The sequence below is a fragment of the Myroides sp. genome (genome assembly GCF_032073645.1).
Lineage (GTDB): Bacteria > Bacteroidota > Bacteroidia > Flavobacteriales > Flavobacteriaceae > Flavobacterium > Flavobacterium odoratimimum.
This window is the reverse complement of the sequence record NZ_DAMANB010000014.1, coordinates 45,591-63,553: the sequence shown is the minus strand read 5'-3', so window position 1 is coordinate 63,553 and position 17,963 is coordinate 45,591. Positions and strand designations below refer to the sequence as shown.

Annotated in this window: 17 protein-coding genes and 1 tRNA gene; 2 read left to right on the top strand and 16 right to left on the bottom strand. The window is 33.6% G+C overall.

Translation table 11 applies throughout. The annotated features are described in order from the left end of the window. Positions 1-205: 205 nt before the first annotated feature. The 3 genes from RT228_RS11360 to lnu(H) all read right to left on the bottom strand — a co-directional run bounded on the left by RT228_RS11360 (position 206) and on the right by lnu(H) (position 3,394). Positions 206-1,066, bottom strand: coding sequence for an AadS family aminoglycoside 6-adenylyltransferase (locus RT228_RS11360; protein ID WP_025069680.1), 861 nt, complete (start codon positions 1,064-1,066; stop codon positions 206-208). A gap of 175 nt (positions 1,067-1,241) precedes the next feature. Then, entirely contained in the window at positions 1,242-2,408 is a 1,167-nt protein-coding gene (locus RT228_RS11355) for a tetracycline-inactivating monooxygenase Tet(X2) (RefSeq protein WP_008651082.1), read from the bottom strand. 215 nt (positions 2,409-2,623) lie between these two features. Next, positions 2,624-3,394, bottom strand: coding sequence for a lincosamide nucleotidyltransferase Lnu(H) (gene lnu(H) / locus RT228_RS11350; RefSeq protein ID WP_313138676.1), 771 nt, complete (start codon positions 3,392-3,394; stop codon positions 2,624-2,626). Positions 3,395-3,716: 322 nt separating this feature from the next. On the opposite strand from lnu(H), the gene RT228_RS11345 reads away from it, so the two are divergent. Further along, positions 3,717-4,556: a tyrosine-type recombinase/integrase gene (locus RT228_RS11345; RefSeq protein WP_253114210.1), complete on the top strand. Its 840-nt coding sequence runs from the start codon at positions 3,717-3,719 to the stop codon at positions 4,554-4,556. A gap of 83 nt (positions 4,557-4,639) precedes the next feature. Here the strand turns inward: RT228_RS11345 and RT228_RS11340 are convergent. From RT228_RS11340 to nhaC, 10 genes are all read right to left on the bottom strand, one after another. Next, positions 4,640-4,724: transfer RNA gene (locus RT228_RS11340), tRNA-Ser, on the bottom strand. Between the two features lie 209 nt (positions 4,725-4,933). After that, positions 4,934-6,067: a 3,4-dihydroxy-2-butanone-4-phosphate synthase gene (ribB, locus tag RT228_RS11335; RefSeq protein WP_313138675.1), complete on the bottom strand. Its 1,134-nt coding sequence runs from the start codon at positions 6,065-6,067 to the stop codon at positions 4,934-4,936. Positions 6,068-6,092: 25 nt separating this feature from the next. Next, positions 6,093-7,553, bottom strand: a complete 1,461-nt coding sequence (locus RT228_RS11330) for an LptF/LptG family permease (RefSeq protein ID WP_006258622.1) — start codon at positions 7,551-7,553, stop codon at positions 6,093-6,095. Between the two features lie 8 nt (positions 7,554-7,561). Then, a complete protein-coding gene (locus tag RT228_RS11325) occupies positions 7,562-8,200 on the bottom strand; it encodes a LolA family protein (protein ID WP_006258623.1) in 639 nt (212 codons plus the stop codon). A 9-nt stretch (positions 8,201-8,209) separates the two neighbouring features. Further along, complete coding sequence (locus RT228_RS11320) at positions 8,210-10,720, bottom strand: DNA translocase FtsK (RefSeq protein WP_006258624.1); 2,511 nt, start codon at positions 10,718-10,720, stop codon at positions 8,210-8,212. Between the two features lie 110 nt (positions 10,721-10,830). Further along, positions 10,831-11,331 (bottom strand): thiol peroxidase, encoded by a 501-nt coding sequence (tpx, locus tag RT228_RS11315; protein WP_006258625.1) that lies wholly within the window; start codon positions 11,329-11,331, stop codon positions 10,831-10,833. A gap of 221 nt (positions 11,332-11,552) precedes the next feature. Continuing rightward, a complete protein-coding gene (locus tag RT228_RS11310) occupies positions 11,553-11,810 on the bottom strand; it encodes a DUF6952 family protein (RefSeq protein WP_006258626.1) in 258 nt (85 codons plus the stop codon). Positions 11,811-11,830: 20 nt separating this feature from the next. Then, a complete protein-coding gene (locus RT228_RS11305; protein ID WP_006258627.1) occupies positions 11,831-12,139 on the bottom strand; it encodes a thioredoxin family protein in 309 nt (102 codons plus the stop codon). 37 nt (positions 12,140-12,176) lie between these two features. Further along, positions 12,177-12,815 (bottom strand): peroxiredoxin, encoded by a 639-nt coding sequence (locus tag RT228_RS11300; protein WP_006258628.1) that lies wholly within the window; start codon positions 12,813-12,815, stop codon positions 12,177-12,179. Positions 12,816-13,390: 575 nt separating this feature from the next. Next, entirely contained in the window at positions 13,391-14,845 is a 1,455-nt protein-coding gene (gene nhaC, locus RT228_RS11295; RefSeq protein ID WP_006258629.1) for a Na+/H+ antiporter NhaC, read from the bottom strand. Positions 14,846-15,365: 520 nt separating this feature from the next. On the opposite strand from nhaC, the gene RT228_RS11290 reads away from it, so the two are divergent. Continuing rightward, positions 15,366-16,292: a bestrophin family protein gene (locus RT228_RS11290; protein ID WP_006258631.1), complete on the top strand. Its 927-nt coding sequence runs from the start codon at positions 15,366-15,368 to the stop codon at positions 16,290-16,292. Between the two features lie 67 nt (positions 16,293-16,359). Here the strand turns inward: RT228_RS11290 and RT228_RS11285 are convergent, their stop codons facing one another. The 3 genes from RT228_RS11285 to RT228_RS11275 all read right to left on the bottom strand — a co-directional run bounded on the left by RT228_RS11285 (position 16,360) and on the right by RT228_RS11275 (position 17,754). Further along, positions 16,360-16,560, bottom strand: a complete 201-nt coding sequence (locus tag RT228_RS11285) for a hypothetical protein (protein ID WP_006258632.1) — start codon at positions 16,558-16,560, stop codon at positions 16,360-16,362. 218 nt (positions 16,561-16,778) lie between these two features. Continuing rightward, entirely contained in the window at positions 16,779-16,979 is a 201-nt protein-coding gene (locus RT228_RS11280; RefSeq protein ID WP_029988608.1) for a hypothetical protein, read from the bottom strand. A gap of 352 nt (positions 16,980-17,331) precedes the next feature. Then, a complete protein-coding gene (locus tag RT228_RS11275) occupies positions 17,332-17,754 on the bottom strand; it encodes an HPP family protein (RefSeq protein WP_006258635.1) in 423 nt (140 codons plus the stop codon). Positions 17,755-17,963 lie beyond the last annotated feature (209 nt).

Sequence of the window (17,963 nt, the reverse complement as noted above, 5' to 3'; positions counted from 1 at the left end):
TCCAAAAAACACCAAAAAACAATTGAAACAGCACAACTTTAACCATAAAAAAAGCAGTAATCCTAAAATTACTGCTGGTATATCTTAAAGTCATACTTCGAAAACTCCATAATACGTATTAAGCTTCCTACGGTTCCGTTCAACGGGCTTTCATCTCGTGCCCTCCGGGCAAGACGAAAGCTTAGTTATTGTACGACGTAGTTATTTATTTAGTTTTTAATTCGTCCAAATATTTTCGTATGTCTTTTTCTAATTTTTTGGGATAATCATAATTTAGTTTTTTCGATAATTCAGTTCCAATTTTTGAAACTAAATCAGCCATTGCAAATAAAGCATCCCAATTATCATTTTTTTTACTTCCTGAAAATGTTTGTTCTATTGTTTCCCACAAATCGGTAGTCAGGTATTTTTTAAAAAGTCTGCCGTATTTATTGGTTGTAATATTCCAATTATGTTCGCTTGAAATGTACCATTCGATTAAAGGGATTAAATAGTCTGTTCGGATATTATTTTCAGTCATAAACTTTGTATAAAACAAGTCATCCCTAATAATACATTTTGCGGTATGAGCAATGTCCCACCAAAAGTCATTTAAAACTTGTTTGAATTTTTTTTCTGTAGGTTTTTTTATTATAAAAATCTGGTGAGTAGGCTTTTTTAGACTATTTGTTAGCCCTTCTTTATCCACCAAAACTTTATAGCCAATATCCCAATCTTCGTGTAATTCATTTTTTTTTGCGTCAAGTAAAAATTCGGGTTTGCTGTATAATTTGAAATCTACTTTGACATAGTCAGCATATAAAACCATTTTCATAGCGTGTTTACCTTCGAAATAGGTTTCGTCTTCTTCAACCATTGCAATTGGATTTCCAAAATTTTCTGTCCAAGTATTGTCTGAAATATATTTGGCGTTATTTTCGAATATAAGTTCAATGTCTAAGTCGCTAAAATCGTCAACAGGTGCTAATGGATTTACAAGTGAACTTGTCAATAATACTGCTCTTATGTCTCGGTTATTTTTAGACCAATCAATTATTGCTTTTAGTTTTTCGTCACGAACTTTCATTTTTACGAGGTGGGTTTTACTATGTCGTACAACGTTTGGCAAATTGGCGATGGAGCCGACTTTTAGCACAAATGTTGAATAGAATTACTAATCTTCAACATTGCACAAAAGTTCAATAGAAGTACTTCACCGGCTCTATTGCCAATTTGTTTGTTATGTGCCGTTTTATTCCATTTTATACATTTAACAATTGCTGAAACGTAAAGTCGGGTTTAAACATTTCAATTTCGTTTTGAGTTGATTCTTCTTGTGCTTCTTTGCCATAGATAAACATTTGCTGTTCATAATTTTTAACAGCCTCTTCAATGCTATTAAATTTTCCATCGGCTAGATTATCAGACAATATCAAGGCATCCACCAACCCACTATTTACTCCCTGCCCTGCAAAAGGCGGCATCAAATGTGCGGCATCCCCAATCATTGTTATGGGTAATGGGCGCTTGCTTTTCCAAGGCTTTTCTAAAGGAAATATCCGTGTAGCCAATCCTACAAATGACAACGTCGTATGAATCAATTCTTTGTAGCGTTCGTCCCAATCGGAAAATTCTTTCAGAAGAAAATCAACGACACTATTTCTGTTTTGAAAATCTACCTGCGTTTGGTTTTTCCATTCATCAGGTGTTTTAAAACTTATTCCAAAATGCAATGCACCATTATTATTGGGGTTAGCAAATAATAAATTACCTTGGTGAGATGCCATTAGCCGGTTTCCATTGCATAGCTGAAAAAATCCAGGACAGTTTATCTCTGGTTGATGAATATCGGCTTGTATATTGAAAGTACCTGTTTCTTCAACTTCCGTGTCGGTAACAAATTTTCTTACCTTGGACATCCCGCCATTGGCAAGAATAACCAAATCTGCTGTTTCACTCGGTTTATTCTCAAAAGTTAGTGTCCACTTCTTCTTACCAGGTTCAAGCATAACAAGTTTTCTATCCCAAATAACCGTGTCGTTTTCTAAACTATTCAACAAGATAGCCCTTAAGTCATTTCTGTTTATTTCAGGATTGTCAAATCGATTTTCGGGCTTTACATTTTTTGTGGATAAAATATTGCCTTTTTCATCAGCAATATTTACACCCATTGGTAAGGCTAAGTCATAATAAGTTTGTAACAATCCCGCTTTTTTCATTGCTTCCTGACCTGAACCTTTGTGTAGGTCAAGGGTTCCACCAAAAATTCTTGCCTCTCGGTCGTTGTCTCTTTCGTAAACTGAAACGTCTATGCCGTTTTGCTGTAATAATTTTGCCATAGTCAGTCCAACGGGTCCACCACCAATTATTGCAACGTTCTTATCACTAAGTAAATTCATTTGTTTGTCTGTATCTATTCGCATTGTCATTCAAAAATGGCACATAACGTTTTGCGGCTTTGCGAAGGAGCGGATTAGAAAGACTAAACTTTCAATTATGCACTAATGTTAGCAAAACCATTTTTTCTATTTGCTAATTTATAGTTTAAAAGCAAATAAAAAATGGTTTTGCGGATTGAAAGCATAAATGTCGAACTTTGCACTTAACCCGCTCTTTTGCAAAACCGATGTTGGCGGTAGTTTTTTTATCTTATTTTGTGTAGGATTTCTTTCAGTTTGGGTTCAATATTTAGTTCATCAAATAGTTTTTCCGATAAATTTAATGAGTTCTCAAAAGCCAAAACGATGTTTTTGGGATTTAAATCTGATGTTACTTTTTTATACGCTGAATACCAAATCGTGTCAATGTCCTTTTCGAGACTTTTAGTCGGACTTTCCCAATGTTGCGTTTTGCTTGTTCTTGCTCTTATAAGCCAAAGCAAGTATTTCTGCACATTTGATAAACTGTGATGAGCGTGAGCAAATTCTTCTCGTTTAATCAAGTTGCTTGTTGTCAGTACAACATTCAGTAATGATTGGCTTAACCACAAAATATTTTCTTTTGTTATTCTTTCGGGCGATTTCGTTCCGATTTGATTAAGCGTTTTCGTTAAAAGTCCGTCTTTGTCGATTAGGTTCATCTGGTCAAAATCGCTAAATGCAACAATTCCGTCCCAGGATTTGATGATTTCAATATCCTCCGTTTTTAAAAAATGGAATTCTCCTCTGACCATATTCTCAAAAATAGCCACTTCGCTTCCATATTCGTTTGTAAAATATAAAGCCACTGGATGGATTAGATTTACCCATTTTTCCGCTGAGAAATTTTCTTTATTTTTCAAGAAGATGTAAAATTCGATGTCAGAATATTTGTCTCCTTCGTTTTTGGTAAATGAACCATACATAAAAACAGCGGAAACATTTTCGTCTTGTTGAGCTATAGATTTTGTTTTGTCAATCATTTGTAACTGTGTCATTTTTTCTAATTTTATAAATTGATAATATAAAATTCCATTACTTTTTGAAAGCAATGAAAAAGTTTGAGTTTATATATTTTGGAAAGTTACTTATAGCTTCATCGGATTATATTTTTTTATGTTCAACATTCTGTTTGGTAAAATTACCGCTAACATTGTTATTTCACGAAATAAAACACGGTGTAGTTTCGTAAAATAACACCTATATGCGCATTTCGTAAAATCTGTTGCTAATATAATTACTTTTTTGTAAATTAGATACTTAGTAAGTTATTTTTTGTGGATAGCGAAACAAAATAGGTTAAATTAGATTTATTTAAGTATGGATAGCGAAACAATATTAAAAACCTTACACGACCGATTGCAAGTGCAACGCTATGCCAATAATACCATAAAATCGTATTGTGGTTATGCACAAATATTCTTAGAGTATATGAATAAATATCGTACGCTCAACGAAATACCTATTGCTGAAATAGAGGGTTTTATTAATGAAAAAGTATTTCAAGACAATATTAGTGCATCTTATCAACGCTCTTTAGTTGGGGCAATTAAGAAGATTTATGAGTTGGTCAATAATCAATCGATAGAGTTAAATTATTTATATCCTAAACGAAAATCAACCCAACTGCCTACTTTCTTTTCTCAAGAAGAAGTGAGAAAAATATTAAATGCTACAGAAAATTTAAAGCATAAAGCAATTCTTACCACTATTTACAGTTGTGGATTACGCTTAAGTGAGTTAATAAATCTTAAACTAACCGATGTAAAATCCGACAGTAATTTACTATTAATACAACAAAGCAAAGGGAATAAAGATAGGTTAGTATCTTTACCTGATAAGTTATTAAGTTTGTTGCGAGAATATTATATTGAATATAAACCCAAAATATTTTTATTTGAAGGAACTAATGATGAGCAATACAGCGAAAGAAGTGTTCAGTTAGTTTTGAAAAAGTCAATGAAAAAAGCCAATATTGCAACAAAAGGCAGTGTGCATACTTTGCGTCATTCATACGCCACACATTTAATAAAAAGCGGAATTGACATTCGGGTTGTACAAGAATTATTAGGGCATAGTGATATTAGAACAACCATGATTTACACTCATATTACAGATGTAGATAAGAAATCGACACCAAGTCCATTAGATTTTTTATAACCTAAATAAAAAACCCAACTTTACATTTTTGGGTGTAAAATTGGGTGTTTATCTTTTAACTGATTAATTACCAGTGTTTATTGCGGAGAAAGAGGGATTCGAACCCCCGGACCTGTTACAGTCAACGGTTTTCAAGACCGCCGCATTCGACCACTCTGCCATTTCTCCAGTGGTCTGCATTACTTCCGTATTGCGAGTGCAAATATAGACACTTCCTTCAATTCTGCAAAAAAATATATACTAAAAAACACACTTTTTTTTTAGTAATAAAACTAACTCTCTCGGCATGAAATATTTATAAAGAATAAAAAAAGGTCTTAATAAGTAAAAAACTTATCAAGACCTTCTTATTCTAACTCTAAAAACTAATTATACTATTAGTAATTGATATATTCAGTGATTTCTAAACCATATCCTGTCATCCCTACTCTTTTGCCTTGAGCAGAATTAGACAACAACTTAATCTTAGAAATATTTAAGTCATGTAATATCTGCGCTCCGATACCGAAGTCTTTTTCATCTCCAGATAACTTAGGTGTATCAAGATCTAACTTCGCTCCAGAGTTTTTAAGTACAGCTAATCTATTTAAAAGACTTGCATTGTGATCTTCTTGATTAATAAATAAGATCGTTCCTTTATCCCCTTCGTTAATCTTAGCAAACGTATTCTCCATACGAATGCTTAATTTACCACTTAAGGCATCTAAGATATCATTATTACCGATCGTTGAATTAATACGTGTTAAAACAGCCTCATCAGCATTCCAATCTCCTTTAGTCAAAGCGATATGCACTTGTCCATTTGTATTCTGTTGATACGCTCTTAATCTAAAAGTGCCATATTTAGTTTCTAATTCGAAGTCTTCTTTCTTTTCGATTAAGCTATCGTGCTTCATACGATAAGCCACAAGAGCTTCAATAGATATAATTTTTAAGTCCCATTTCTTCGCTACATCCATTAACTGTGGTAGTCTAGCCATAGAACCATCTTCATTTAAAATCTCTACTAAGATACCTGCTGGTTTAAACCCTGCCAGTCTTGAGATATCAACTGCAGCCTCAGTATGCCCTGTTCTTCTCAGTACACCACCCTCTTTAGCAATCAATGGGAAGATATGTCCTGGACGACCAAGATCTTCTCCTGTAGTCTCTTCTTTTACCAATGATTCTATTGTCTTAGCACGGTCATATACAGAGATACCTGTCGTACATCCATGTCCTTTTAAGTCTATAGATACTGTAAATGCTGTCTGGTGAAGTACAGTATTATTAGTTACCATCGGATGCAAGTCTAATTCTTGACATCTCTCTTTAGTAAGGGGAGCACAAATAAGTCCACGTCCATGAGTGGCCATAAAATTGATCATCTCTGGAGTAACCATTTCTGCAGCAGCGATAAAATCGCCTTCGTTTTCACGATCCTCATCATCTACCACTATGATTACTTTTCCTGCTTTGATATCTTCAATAGCTTCCTCGATAGTGTTTAATTGAATGTGATTATGTGACATTATAGTTGTATTTTGTTGTTTTGTATTATTTCTTTTTTTGTTGTCTTTTTGATTTTAAAGCAACAAATAAATCTTTAAATGTATCTAACGATAGACTAAAGCTAACATCTCCATTATCCCTTGTAGCCTTATACGTTAAATATATAGCCAATGGAGTAAGAACTAAAGATCCTATCCACCCTCCAAAGAATGGGATAATTCCATCCTCCTGAGCCATCTTTCTTCCAAAAGTATTTATAAAGTGATAAGTAATAAAGATACCTACTGCAAATACAATTGGCAAACCAATCCCCCCTTTTCGAATAATAGCTCCCAATGGTGCTCCAATATAGAACATCAGGAAACACGAAAAGGCAATCACAAACTTCTCGTATAGAGCTAACCAGTGATCATTTATCTTCTTTACTTGATTTAATATAGAAAGGTCATTACTCTCTGTATTAAAGCTAATGTTATTCGTATAATCTATCGCTGACTGTAAGATTCTACTCTGATTATCATAAGAAAAATCCTTTATTAAGTCAGCATCCGCTATTTCTATTTTTGCAATAGTATCATTACTAGAAGGTTGTCGTTCCATAGACAACAGATTTCCTAATCTCAAAGTTAGGTTATCTGTATTAGATGCTTTCTCTACATTCATAGATCGTTGAAGAGAGTCTATCGTATAGTTTAGCTCCTTTATATTCAGCATACCATACGTATTGGTAATCTTATCCTCATCTTTCCCCTCATCTTGAAAACTACTCAAATCAATATTCATCGTATATTTTTCAAAAGAAGTTTTGATAAACGGCTCTTTCTTCTGTTCTTCATAGTTCTTCGCTACTACATCATCATAGTAGTTACCATCGAATAAGTGAAGCTTTAAGATATTAGACGTTTCTTCTGTTTCTAGTTCTCCATTTACTGATCTAATCACCGTCTTATTTTCATATCCAGAACTAGACTTGACATGCATCGTTACATTATCTAAATACTGACCTTTATCTCCAGTCTTATTATCTACCTTAATGTTGACCTGTCCTAAATCATTAAACTGCCCAGCGGCTATTGCCATAGCTGGTTTTGTTTGAATAATTTCTTTTCGAAGATTTAAAAAACGATATTCCGCCTTTGGAATAACATCATTCGCAAACCAAAATGATACTCCTGCTAATATAAATATGAATATAGACAATGGACGCATCGCTCTCTGAAGAGAGATTCCTGATGCCTTCATCGCTGCGAACTCATAGTTCTCTGCAAAGCTACCAAAGGTCATAATAGATGCTAATAGCACTGACAAGGGCAATACCAAGGGTACCATCTTAGGTGAATAGAACAGTAAGAACTGAACAATCACGATCAAATCAAGATCCTTTCCTGCTAATTCTGAGATGAATAACCACACCCCTTGTAGGATAAAAATAAAGTATAAAATAGCGAACACTGTTAGCAGCGTCGATATAAAGCTTTTTAAAATATAACGGTCAAGTAATTTCACTTAAATCTTTAATCTATATTGTTGATGTAATAATTAGGGTACAACGACTGTGTAAAGGTAAAATGATTTTTCGACATTGACTGATTTGTTTTAAAAGAATTAACCGTCAGTGTTGATTTAGAACCGTCTTTATTTACTTGAATCTTGTTATAGATATCTTTCGTTGCCGTATCTATCCCTAGATATACCTCTTTTATAACAGATTTTTTATCCGTAGGTATTAGTTTTATATACTGTACTTTCTTCCCATCTACATTCTGTAGAATATCCCACTGAAATGTATATCCTTGATTAAAGAAAGTCAGCATCTGAGAAGGCAATATTCCATCTGCATTTTTCTCATTAAACTTAGAGACTGTCACCTCTTCATCTTCATCCGAGATAGTATATATCTTCTTGCCATCATATATCTTCTTTATTCCCATAAATGTCAGGTTATAAAGGTCTTTCTTTAGATCCAGATGTCCTTTGCCATCGAAGTCTTTATTAGCCCCTTTTTGATTAAAAGAAAAGTCGATTGAGATATTCTCATACCCATTTATCTTCTTCGTTACTTCTAACAAATAATTCTTAGCTCGTTGACTACTCTGTGCATTTGCTGAAAAAGCAAATAGTACTATTCCTATAAGTGCAATAATCTTTCTCATTCTATTTCTTTAATTGTTGTTTTCTTCATTATCAAAAAACTGATCTAAAGCCATCAAATCTGGTATATTCACTGTACGTGCCTTACTTCCTTCGAAAGGCCCTACAATACCGGCAGCCTCTAACTGATCAATTAATCTACCTGCACGATTATAACCTAGTTTTAACTTTCTTTGTAACAATGAAGCTGACCCTTGCTGTGCTGTAACGATGATAGCTGCAGCGTCTTTAAACAGAGGATCTCTCTCACTAATATCCACATCTAAATTACTAGCTCCCTCCTCACCTACATATTCTGGTAATATATAAGCCTCTGGATAAGCCTTTTGTGCCCCTATGTACTCTGTTAGTTTTTCTACCTCTGGAGTATCTACAAAAGCACACTGTACACGTACCAAATCATTTCCTTGTGTGTACAACATATCCCCTCTACCGATTAACTGATCTGCACCCTGCTGATCTAAGATCGTACGAGAGTCTATTTTAGAAGTAACTCTAAAAGCTACACGTGCTGGGAAGTTCGCTTTAATAATACCAGTAATAACGTTTACAGATGGTCTCTGTGTAGCGATAATTAAGTGAATACCAATAGCACGAGCCAACTGAGCTAAACGTGCGATAGGCGTCTCTACCTCCTTACCTGCTGTCATAATCAAATCTGCAAACTCATCCACTACTAATACGATATAAGGCAAGAAGCGGTGTCCATTCTCAGGATTTAACTTGCGCTGTTTGAATTTCTCGTTGTATTCCTTGATGTTTCTAACCATTGCATCTTTTAGTAGCGTATAACGGTTATCCATCTCTATACACAGAGAATTCAGCGTATTAATAACTTTCGTATTATCTGTTATAATAGCATCTTCCGAATTAGGCAATTTAGCTAAATAATGTCGTTCTATTTTATTAAATAAAGTTAATTCTACTTTCTTTGGGTCAACTAATACGAACTTCACTTCGGCTGGGTGCTTTTTATACAGAAGCGATGTCAATAGAGCGTTCAGTCCTACAGACTTACCTTGTCCTGTAGCCCCTGCCATCAGAAGGTGAGGCATTTTTGCTAAATCTACTACGAAGGTCTCATTCGAAATCGTCTTACCAAGTGCCACTGGTAACTCCATTTCAGCACTTTGGAATTTAGGAGAAGCTATCACACTTCTCATGGACACAATAGAAGGACTGTTATTAGGTACTTCGATACCTATCGTTCCTCTACCTGGTATGGGTGCAATAATACGGATACCTAATGCAGATAAAGAAAGAGCAATATCATCTTCTAAGTTCTTAATCTTCGAAATACGAATACCTGCCTCTGGCACGATCTCATATAGTGTAACAGTAGGTCCTACAGTAGCCTTAATCTGAGCAATATCGATCTTATAGTTACGCAGGGTGTCTACGATTCTATTCTTATTCTCTTCTAATTCTTCTTGATTAATCGTAATTCCAGAACCACTGTATTCTTTCAATAATTCAATAGAAGGAAACTGATAATTAGACAACTCTAATGTAGGATCAAACTCTCCAAAGTCTTGAACCAATCTAGCCGCTAGATTCTCTTCTAAACTTCCTTCGTCTTTTATTTCTTCAATAACGAAGTCATTAGCACCTGCTTCCTTAGCAGTCACAGATTCTACCTTCTCTACGTTTGGCTTTGGATTTTTATGATCTAATACTAACTCAGAGCTATGTTCTATCGTCGGTTTAATATTCTTTGGTTCTACTATAGCAGACTTAGGAGACTCTGGTTGCTCATAGATACTAAAGTCTTCTTCTTTAACAGGTGTTTCCTGCTTAGCAGACGGTGCTTCTACCTCCTTATTCGCTACTGCTACAGGTTCTGCATTTACCTGATTTGCTTGTCCATTATTATCGAAGTCAGCAGGAGTCTCTATATGTTTCTTTTTAAACTTCTTAAAGAACGCTGGTAACCCTTCTAATCCTTGACGAATAGAAGTAGGTGATAATTTAAATCTAAACAGCGCAAAAGCAATCGCAAAGAATAACAATAACAATACCGTACCAGCTGTACCTAGATAATCTACAAAGTACAGATTTAACTCATATCCTACTGTCCCTCCTAAAAGAGGATTACTGCTCCAGAAAAAACCTAAGAAAACAGATAGCAATAACATTGAGAACAAGTCCCAGAAAATCACTTTCTTGATTCTTCTAGCTGGTATAGTGAAAAAGGCATAAATACCTGAATGAACTAATAACTTTGCAAAAAAGAAAGACGCTACTCCGAAGCCTTGATATACAAATAGGTGAGCTAGATATGCCCCTAGTTTACCTAACCAGTTAGCCACCTCAGCCTGTCTATCTCCTAATAATTCTAAATTACTCTGATCTTCTATCCCTGTGATTAAATAGGATATAAAACTCAACGTTAGTGCGATACCACTGATGATTAACAGTATAGTGATTAAGAATCGGCTATTGATATGTATCGTTGTATCAAATCGTTTGGCCGTACTCGTTGATTTTGTAGTTTTCTTTTTTGTTGTATTTTCTTTTTCCATTTCCTTTTTTATTGACAATATGGCTATATTGTTTTCAACCTAATTCTTTTTATAACAATAGACTGCTAGTAAATCATTCAATATACTAGCAGTCTATGTATATAAAACCCTTATTTTAAAGCAGCGATAGCTTTTTCATAATTTGGTTCATCAGCTGTTTCAGCCACTTGTTCTGTATAGATTACTGTACCTTCTTCGTTTAAGATAACAATAGATCTAGACAACAATCCTTTTAAAGGTCCGTCTGTAAACAGCACCCCATAATCTTTTCCAAATTGTCCGTCTCTAAAATCAGACAACATCTCTACATTCGCAATACCCTCAGCTCCACAGAAACGCCCTTGTGCAAAAGGTAAATCTCTTGAAACACATAATACTACTGTATTCTCTAGTTTAGAAGCATCTTGGTTAAAATGTCTTACAGAAGTAGCACATGTAGGTGTATCCACACTAGGGAAGATGTTTAAGATTACTCTTTTTCCCTTATAGTTTGCTAATGTTTTATCAGCTAAATCTCCTCCTACTAAATTGAATTCAGGAGCTTTTGTATTTAATCCTGGTAATGTTCCGATAGTTTGGATAGCATTACCTTTTAATGTTACAGTCGCCATATTGTTTTATTTTTTAGGTTACACAAAAATAAGTAAAATTCGATAGAATATAATGCTAAATACTGATAGATATATTAGCAAAACCTAAATGTAATAAATATATAATCAATGAAGCTCTCGTATGCAGTCTTCTAGAATTGGACTACAGTCTTATTTAACCCTAAAAACAAAAAAAGGACTGTACTAAGAGTACAGTCCTTAAAAATTTTATAAAGAGAGTTTTATTTATCTATCGATCCTAAAACTCTTTGCATAAAGGTATTCAACGCTTCTTTTTGGGTAGCTCCTTCTTTTACAAGTTTCTGAACCTCTAGAGCCCCATACATATTAGAAATAAGTTCACCGATCACATCTAGTTCCTCATCCTTAAGAGAAGGCACTTCTGTTAGGTTTTCTAACACTTCTAGCGTTTCTATAATATAATCTTGGTCGTTATCTGCAATGAATTGAGATAACTGTCTTATCACTGGTAATTTCATTCTATATCAGATTTATGAAATTATACAATTTCGTTTACTAATTCGTGTAACACCTCAGTTTTATTTGTCTGAGTTTGGTTAACTAACTTACCGTTTACGAATGTAGCAAAAGTTGGTAAATTGCTTACATCAGCCAATTTTCTTGACTCAGGGAAGTTCTCAGCATCTGCAATTACAAATGTCATGTTTTCTTTCTCTGTAGCCAATTTTTTGAATTTAGGCTTCATAATTCTACAATTACCACACCAAGATGCAGCATATTGAACAACCACTTTTTCATTTGAATTTACAATTTCTTGTAAATTATCTTTATCTAGTTCTAAAAGCATTTTTTTTAAATTTTGGGTTAGTAACCTGGTTTATTTCTTAGTGTTTGCTTAAGTATTCAGCTACACCTTTTCTGTCAGCATTCATTGCATCTTTTCCTTCTTCCCAGTTAGCTGGACATACTTCACCATGAGTTTGTACGTGAGCGTAAGCATCGATTAATCTGATGTACTCATTTACGTTTCTTCCTAATGGCATATCGTTTACTGATTCGTGGAAAATTTTTCCAGTCTCATCGATTAAGTAAGTAGCTCTATATGTAACGTTAGATCCTTCGATTTGAACTGAATCTAATTCTTCATTATATACTTCGTTTTCTACATCTAAGATTCCTAATACTGATGATAAGTTTCTTTGAGTATCTGCGATAATTGGGTAAGTAACTCCTTCGATTCCACCATTGTCTTTTGCTGTGTTTAACCAAGCGAAGTGTACTTCGTTAGTATCACATGAAGCCCCAATCACCATAGTGTTTCTTTTTTCAAACTCTGGTAAAGCTGCTTGGAAAGCGTGTAATTCTGTAGGACATACGAATGTAAAGTCTTTTGGGTACCAGAATAATAATACTTTTTTATTGTTCTTTGTTGCTTCTTCGAAAATGTTGATTCTTAAATCATCTCCCATTTCAGACATTGCGTCTACTGTGATGTTTGGAAATTTTTTACCTACTAAAGACATAATAATTTATTTTAAAGTTAATAATCCTTCTTGATTTCTTTTACAAATGTAAGGCTAGTAAATACGATAATCTATTAATCTTGATTATTGTTTTTTATTCTAACATAAATAAAATCTATACTTACATTGCATTGTCTATTGATTAGTTTAGACATGTCTAAAGATAGTCATTTTATATAGAACTAGGAAATCTTAGCATGTTATAATAATATTAATAAACCTAAATATTATTATAATCTATAGTATATCAGCTCCTTTATAGATCTGTATATTTATTCTGCATCACTTTCTTCCCTAGCTTCTCTATAACAAAATAATTTCCACCTCATCATCCAAGTCTTTAATTTTCTCATCTTTTATTCATTTTTACAGAAGTGATCGCATACTTATCGGATACTTATCGCATAGTGGTCGCATAAAAAAGGGCTAAAAGTATGCGACCACTATGCGATAACCTTCCCATCACAAGTCGACCACTCCAAAAATGAATCAAAAAATAAGCAATGAAAAAAGGCGATAAGCTTAGTACTACCTAAGTTTATCGCCCCTTTTCTCTATAATATATAAGGTATGTCTTATGCCTTATTCACTATCTTTCTAATTTTATAATTAAATGCTGCATATAACAAGGTCACAAATGGACTCAAATAATTAAAAAATGCATACGGTAGATAGGTCATCGTAGGTATCCCCAATACTCCTGAATGATATGCTCCACAAGTATTCCAAGGGATCAATACTGATGTCACAGTCCCTGAGTCTTCTAATGTACGGCTCAGATTCTCTGGTGCTAATCCTTTTGCCTTATAAGCGTCAGAAAACATCTTACCTGGTACCACGATAGATAGATACTGATCTGATGTCATCACATTAATCGCTAAACAACTAGCTACTGTACTTGCAAATAACCCGAATACATTATTAGCAATATTCAACAGTGCCATCGAGATCTTCTGTAATGCTCCAATAGCTTCCATCGCTCCACCAAAAAACATAGCACATAAAATCAACCAAACCGTATTCAACATACTTGCCATCCCTCCTGCTTCAAACAAGCCGTTCAGGCTCTCTAATGGCGACAAGATTCTGATATCTGTAGTCAGTGCTAGCATAACACCTTTATACGCATTATAAAAATTAAATGTATCTCCACCTGATACTGCGACTACGATGTCTGGCTGGAAAATCAGTGCAAATACTCCTCCTAATAGTGTTCCTATCAATAATGCTGCTATAGGCTGTACTTTCTTAACGATCAAAAAAACTACAAATACTGGTACTATAAATAAAATAGGTGTGATATTAAATGTATCTGCTATAGCCTGTAAAGTCACTGATGTATCTACATCTCCTCCATGACCATATAATACCCCTAACACAGAGAACAGCACTAACGTAACGATATAAGTAGGTACTGTAGTGTACAGCATATATCTGATATGGGTAAATAAGTCTGTACCTGCCATCACTGGAGCAAGGTTAGTCGTATCAGATAATGGGGATAACTTATCTCCAAAATAAGCTCCTGATATCACAGCTCCTCCTATCATCCCTATAGGCATCCCTATCGCATTACCTATCCCTACTAACGCTATCCCTACTGTAGCAGATGTAGTCCATGAACTACCTGTAGCTATAGATATAATAGAAGTAATGATCAGACAGGCTGGTAGATAAATAGCGGGATGTAAAATCTGTAACCCGTAATAAATCATACTAGGTATAATCCCGCTTAAAAGCCAAGTACCCGATAAGGCTCCTACTAATAATAAAATAAAGATAGCACTAGAGGTATCTCTAACATTATTAATAATCTGCGTGATCACCTTATCGTAACTTACATGATTAAAGATACCCACAACAGTAGCAATAGAACCACCTATTAATAAGATAAACTGATTCGTACCAGACAAGGCGTCATCCCGGAATACAAACACATTAATAGCTAATAATCCTACTAAAATAACAACAGGAATTAGCGATTGAAATAACGTGATTGGCTTCTCTACTTTGTCGTGTTTACTACTCATTTACTTAAATCTTAAATTTATTTTGATGCGAAAGTAACGATTTTACAGTTATATCTTATGCAAAATAAGACATAATACAATATAACTATTAAAAAATCATATTTTACTTTACTGATTCATAGTTTATTATAAAAAAGAATACCAATAAATCCAATTAAAGGTTCAAAAAAATTGTTAAAAACAAAACTTTTTTCTATATTTACTACATACATATAAAGCAATTTATATGCAATCTTTATGTACTATCTCTAAAGAAGAGATACATTTAGATATAAAATATTGTTGTTTTGATGTTTTTAGAGGACATCATATTAAGCTACTTATCTACAATAAGTAGCTTTTTTTATACCTCTAAAGTATAGGTACCTCACCCCTTAATTACAACAATATTATTTTACACAAACCTTATAGTCAGTCCATTATTCTATTTTTTAACGATTGCTTTTATTAATTTCACAAGGATTATTTGTCTAAGACTGAATCCCAAACTAACTTTGCTCTTATATCAAAACTCAACAATATGATAGTAAGACACAAAAAGCATATCATACAAATGCTTTTTATATGGAAGGGGTCTGTCCTTAAAAAAATATTTCCAACGCTACTGGCTATCTTTATATTCTCTTGGATTGTCTATTTTGCTCATTACCTATTCCCTGATGTAATAATCCCACTTAATGTAGGAGCGTTTGCCTTAGTAGGTATTTCGCTAGCGATATTCTTAGGATTTTGTAATAATGCGGCTTATGATCGCTTCTGGGAAGGAAGGAAACAATGGGGAAGCCTAGTGATACACTCTAGATCGCTTGCTTTTCAGATTCAAAACTATATAGACGAAAGCCCTTCGTTCTCTAAAAAGGAAAAACAAGAGGGGATCAAACTTATTATTGCTTTCTGCTATCTCTTAAATAAACAACTGAGAGAAAAGACAGACTATGAAGAGATACGTCAGTACCTGAAAGAAGAGGTATATCAAGAAATGCTGACTAAGAAATTTAAACCTGCGTATATTCTTAATGAATTAACGAAATGGATAGCTACACAGCAGCGTGCAGGTAGACTAGATACTATCACACAAGCTAGGATAGACAAGAATATCGATGAACTATCCATAGTATTAGGTGCATGTGAACGTATCGTACATACTAAAATTCCGTTTGTATACTTTGTTATTCTACACAGGACAGTCTATGTGTACTGCTTTATACTTCCGTTTGGATTAATTGATCTTATTGTCTGGACTATGCCCTTCTTTGTGACCTTCGTAGCGTATACCTTTATCGCACTAGACGCTGTAGTAGCAGAGATAGCAGAGCCATTCGGAGAAGAAGAAAACGACCTTGCTCTAGATCAGATGTGTGCTAATATAGCTTATTCTCTAAGTGAAATATCGGAAATGCCTCTACCAGAGCTGATGACACCTGATAAGAACTATATCGTTACATAATGTATCGAAAGTACATCACTAACGCTCATAAAAAAAGCACTTCGAATGAAGTGCTTTTTAGTTATAATTAAGCGTTAATTAAATTTAAAGATTCTTGAAGTTCTGGTTTTTCTAGAACATAACCATTCACCCATTTCGTTAAGCGATCTACATCATAAGGCAATAATTGATTAATAGCTTTATGAAGTTCTTTGTAAAATAACTTTGGATCAAAACTTACATTCTCAAGTATAGTTTTTGCGAAATCAAACATTAAACGTGTTTTCATATCTGTAATTTTTTATCTTACTACATAGTAAACATAGTCATTTTGAAAAGTATTTCCCGTTTTTCCCTCAGACTTTAATACAATTTTAGCAATTAATATCTGATTCTCATAATTTGAATAAATTGACTGAATTTTATTAAATAAATATTTCAATAATTTCATTTTCTGCAATGAGTTGATCTTATAAAAAAAGCATCTCCTATGGAAGTGCTTTTATCTTATGCGTTCAGTAATTCTAAGGATTGATGTAGTTCTGGTTTTTCCTGAACATAACCGCTAACCCACTGTTTTAACTGATCTAAATCGTATGGTAATAAATTCTGAATTGCTTTTTGCAATTCCTTATAAAATAACTTTGGATCAAAACTTACATTCTCTAATATCGTTTTGGCAAAATCAAACATTGTTCTTCTTTTCATATTTGTAATACTATTGTAACACATGAGCTAAATTAGCACTTACCGTATTAAAACACAAAAATAAATAACATTTTATTATTATTTTAAGCATTTATACATTAAATAAACTTTTATATCTTAATATATAAAATAGTATCAACAAACATCTGTAAGTATTATATAAAAACATCATGTTACCCTATAAATTCACAAAATGTGTATTTCCAAACAAATTGGGGGTATAAAAAAATGAACTCTATTCATAACTAATGATGAATAAAGTTCATTTAGATATTAAGATAAATTCTTTTCGACCGATTTATCCTGCTTTATATTATCCTGATAGAGTCACACCTATCTTATCTTTATGACACTAATACTGTTTTAAGAAGTACTTCAATAAATCCGTAGTAGTCACTATTCCTTTTAAATGTCCTAGCTGATCAACTATCGGTATAGAGTGATAGCTCTGCTTTGACAGTATTTCTGTTACCTCTTTTACTGTTGCTGTAGGTAAGGCACTTACCACTACTTTAGCCATTAGTTGTTCTATAGAATATAAGTCATAGACTACAGAAGGCATGTCTTCTGACTCATCCTCGACCACATCGACATAACTGATTTTAATCAAATCAGAATAACTTAGCACTCCTATTAATTTATCCCCCTTAACGATAGGGATGTGTCTTATTTTATGTTTTTTAAACAATCTCTCTGCATCATATAAACTATCGGATAAAGTAAGAGTGATGAGCTCTTTAGTCATAATCTCTTCAACTGGAACCTTTTGTTTCATAACAATCAGATTTTAGTTAGACAATACACATATAAAAAGGTCACCTTTTTATTACTTTAAATTTACGATACTTATAGGAATATAACAAATTAACTGCCAATGGATTAATTCTATTTTTCAAGTAATTAGACAATATCTTCATTATTTAAAAAGGAATATCTTCATTTTCATTCTTTATAGCTTATATCCTGCCTTCTTTACCATAAAAA